Annotated in this window: 1 protein-coding gene; it reads left to right on the top strand. The window is 68.6% G+C overall.

The genetic code is table 11. The features are described from left to right. Nucleotides 1-144 precede the first annotated feature (144 nt). Nucleotides 145-3701: SDR family NAD(P)-dependent oxidoreductase (locus AB0M45_RS33785; protein ID WP_364337548.1), on the top strand; the 3557-nt coding region annotated here is incomplete at its 3' end.

The following is a 3701-nucleotide window of genomic DNA, read 5'->3' as shown; positions in this document are numbered from 1 at the left end:
GACACCGAACGAGGTAGAGTCCGAATGGTTCGAACGGAACAAGGCAGCTTGAGGAAACCAAAAACTCGCTGTCCGAAAGCTTTCCGGCTCCTCAGGCATTCGGTTGGTGAGTTCGCGGCTGCTCATGTGGCGGGGGTGTTGTCGTTGTCGGATGCGGTGCGTTTGGTGGTGGCGCGGGGTGCGTTGATGCAGGCGTTGCCTGTTGGTGGGGTGATGGTTGCGGTGTCGGTGCCGGAGCGGCGGGTGTTGCCGTTGTTGGGGGAGTTGGTGTCGGTGGCGGCGGTGAATGGTCCGGAGTCGGTGGTGTTGTCGGGTCCGGAGGTGGCGGTGTTGGCGGTGGTTGATCGGTTGGGGTGTCGTCATAAGCGGCTGGCGGTGAGTCATGCGTTTCATTCGGCGTTGATGGAGCCGATGCTTGATCAGTTCCGGGTGGTGGCGGAGAGCGTCACGTATTCGCCGTCGATGATTCCGTTCGTTTCTACGGTCACGGGGGAGGTCGCTGAACCGTCGACTGCGCAGTATTGGGTCGATCAGATCCGTCGGCCGGTCCGGTTCGCGGATGCCGCAGCGACGCTTGCTGGTCTTGGTGTTGCCGCGATCGCGGAGGTCGGGCCCGACGCGGTGCTTACACCACTGGTGGACGCGGTGACCACTACCCCCGCGATCGGCTTGCAGCGGCGCGGCACTGATGAAGCCGAGACGCTCATCGCGGGTGTGGCGCGGCTGTACTGCCATGGCGTCGGCGTCGACTGGGAGAGCTTTTTCGCTGGTACCGGTGCGCAACGAGTAGCGTTGCCCACCTACGCCTTTCAGCGTGACCGGTTCTGGTTGCACCCGAATATGACGTCCACTACGTCGGGTTTCGATCCGGTCGAGCATCCGATCCTCACCGGTGTGCTGCATCTGCCCGACACCGACAGCGTGCTGCTGACCGGCGTCCTGGACCCCAACACCCAGTCGTGGCTCACCCAGCACACCATCGACAACACCACGATCGTCCCGGGAACGCTGCTGCTCGAGCTCGCATTCCGGGCGGCCGGTGAAGTGAATCCGGAACTGGACCGGGTCGAGGAATTCACCATCGCCGCGCCACTGGACCTGACCGATCAGCCGGTGACGGTCCGGGTCAGCGTCGCCGCCGCGGACGATGCGGGCCGGCGGCAGCTCGACATCCGTTCCCGGCGCGCCGGCGAGCAGGAGTGGCGATTGCACGCGACGGGGATGCTGGCCCCCGTGGACGAGGCCACCGAACCGGACCCGATCCGGGAGTGGCCACCGCGAGGCGCCCGCGAGGTCGACCTGGACGGCGCCTACGACACTGCGGCGAACCACGGCTACGACTACGGTCCGGCATTCGGCGGACTGCGGCGGCTGTGGCGGCGCGGCGAGGAGTTGTTCGCCGAGGTCGCGCTGGCCGAGGAGTACGCGACCGGCGCCGAGCAGTTCACGCTGCACCCGGCTCTGCTCGACGCGGCGGCACACCCGCTCGTCCCCGGCATCGCCGACACCGATCGGCCCGCGTTGCTGCCGTTCTCGTGGTCTGGGGTGACGATTCCCCGCGTGTCCGCGACGGCACTGCGCGTCCGGATCACTCCGGCCGGTCAGGACGCGGCCGCGATGGTCCTGGCCGACGAATCCGGGACCACCGTCGCGGCCGTCGACGCGCTGGCCCTGCGTGCGCAGGCCTCCGGATCGGCATCGGACCAGACGCTCTTCGAGCTCGAATGGTCCGAAATCTCCCCTGCGGCAGCAGAATCCGATCGCACCGGCTGGGCGGGGATCGGCGAGGACGTGCCGAACCTGCCGACTCGGTACGCCGACCTCGACGCGGTCACCGGCACCCATTCCGTCGTCGTCACCAAACTCCGGATGTCCGGCGCGGACGAGCACATCCCCGTCGCGGCGCACGACCTCGTCCAGGACGCGCTCTCGGTCGTGCGCACTGCGATCACCGACGAGCGGTTCGCGGCCTCCCGCGTGGTGGTCGTCACCGAATCCGCGGTCGGCCCCGGGGCGGGGAACCTTCCACACGCCGGTGTGTGGGGATTGGTCCGTTCGGCGCAGACCGAACAGCCCGACCGCTTCCTCCTCATCGACATCGACGCGGACCCGCGATCCTGGGACAGTCTCGATGCCGCGGTGGCCAGCGGCGAACCGCAGGTGGCGATTCGTGGTGGCGCACTGTACGTCCCGCGTCTCGTGCGTGCCCGCACCGCGGCCGCGCCCGCCGAGAACCCCTGGGCGCAGGGCAGCGTTCTCATCACCGGCGGCACCGGGACCCTCGGCGCGGCCGTCGCGAAACACCTGGTCGAGGAGCGCGGCGCACAGCGGCTGCTGCTACTGAGCAGGCGCGGTCCCGACGCGCCGGGTGCGGCCGAGCTACAGCGGGAACTGCGTGAGCGCGGCGCCGAGGTCACCGTCGTGGCCTGCGACGTGACCGACCCGGCCGACCTCGCGGCGGTGGTGGCCGAACACCCGGTGCGCACCGTCGTGCACACCGCGGGCGTACTCGCCGACGGCATCGTGCAATCACTGACCAGCGAACAGGTCGCGAGCGTATTGCGCCCGAAGGTGGACGCGGCCTGGGCTCTGCACGAGGTCACCCTGGAACTCGATCTGGGTGCGTTCGTCCTGTTCTCGTCCCTGGCCGGGATCGTCGGAACAGCAGGCCAGGCGAACTACGCCGCAGCCAACACCTTCCTCGACGCACTGGCCGAGCACCGGTCGTCGCTGGGACTGCCCGCGGTGTCGATCGCATGGGGTCTGTGGGAGCAGGCGAGCGGAATCACCGACGAGATGCGCGCCGTCGATCGCGAGCGTATCCGCCGCATCGGTGTACGGCCCCTGTCCACGACCGCCGGGCTGAGCGCGTTCGACATCGCGACGAGTCTCGACGTCCCGGTGCTGGCCGCCACCGGCCTCGACATGACCGCCCTGCGGTCCTCCGGCGCCGAGGCCCCCGCGGTGTTCCGCCGTCTCGCGCCGCCGGCGCGGACTCGGCGCAGTCCCCGCAGCGCCTACGCCGCGCGGCTGGCGCAGCTGCCGGATGCCGAGCGCGATGCGGCACTGCTGGACCAGGTCCGCGTCAATGCCGCTGCGGTGCTGGGGCATTCCACGTCCAGCGCGGTCGGCACGGATCGGTCGTTCCAAGATCTCGGGTTCGATTCGCTGACCGCGGTCGAGCTGCGCAATAGATTGACCGAAGCCACCGGCGTGCGATTGCCCGCGACCTTGGTCTTCGACTACCCGACGCCGGCCGCACTGTCGGCACGGCTGTCGCGCGAGCTGATCGGAACGAAGAATCAGACCCGGGTAACCAGCATCGTGGCCGCGGATCGCGACGAGCCGATCGCGATCGTCGGTGTGGGTTGCCGTTATCCGGGCGGTGTGAGCGATGCGCGCGGATTGTGGGATCTGGTGTCGCGCGGTGTCGATGCGGTGTCGGATTTTCCGGTCAACCGGGGCTGGGATTTGGGTGGTTTGTTCGACGGTGATGCGGCGCGGGTGGGTCGTTCGTATAGCCGGGGTGGTGGGTTTCTGCTGGATGCGGATTTGTTCGATGCGGGGTTCTTCGGGTTGTCGCCGCGGGAGGCGCTGGCGGTGGATCCGCAGCAGCGGTTGTTGCTGGAGACCGGATGGGAAGCATTGGAGTCGGCGGGGGTGGTGCCGCGAACCTTGCGAGGGACGCGTACCGGTGTGTT

The sequence above is a fragment of the Nocardia sp. NPDC051787 genome, assembly GCF_040681325.1.
Taxonomy (GTDB): domain Bacteria; phylum Actinomycetota; class Actinomycetes; order Mycobacteriales; family Mycobacteriaceae; genus Nocardia.
The sequence above is the reverse complement of the archived record's forward strand: the minus strand, read 5'-3'. Positions and strand labels throughout refer to the sequence as shown.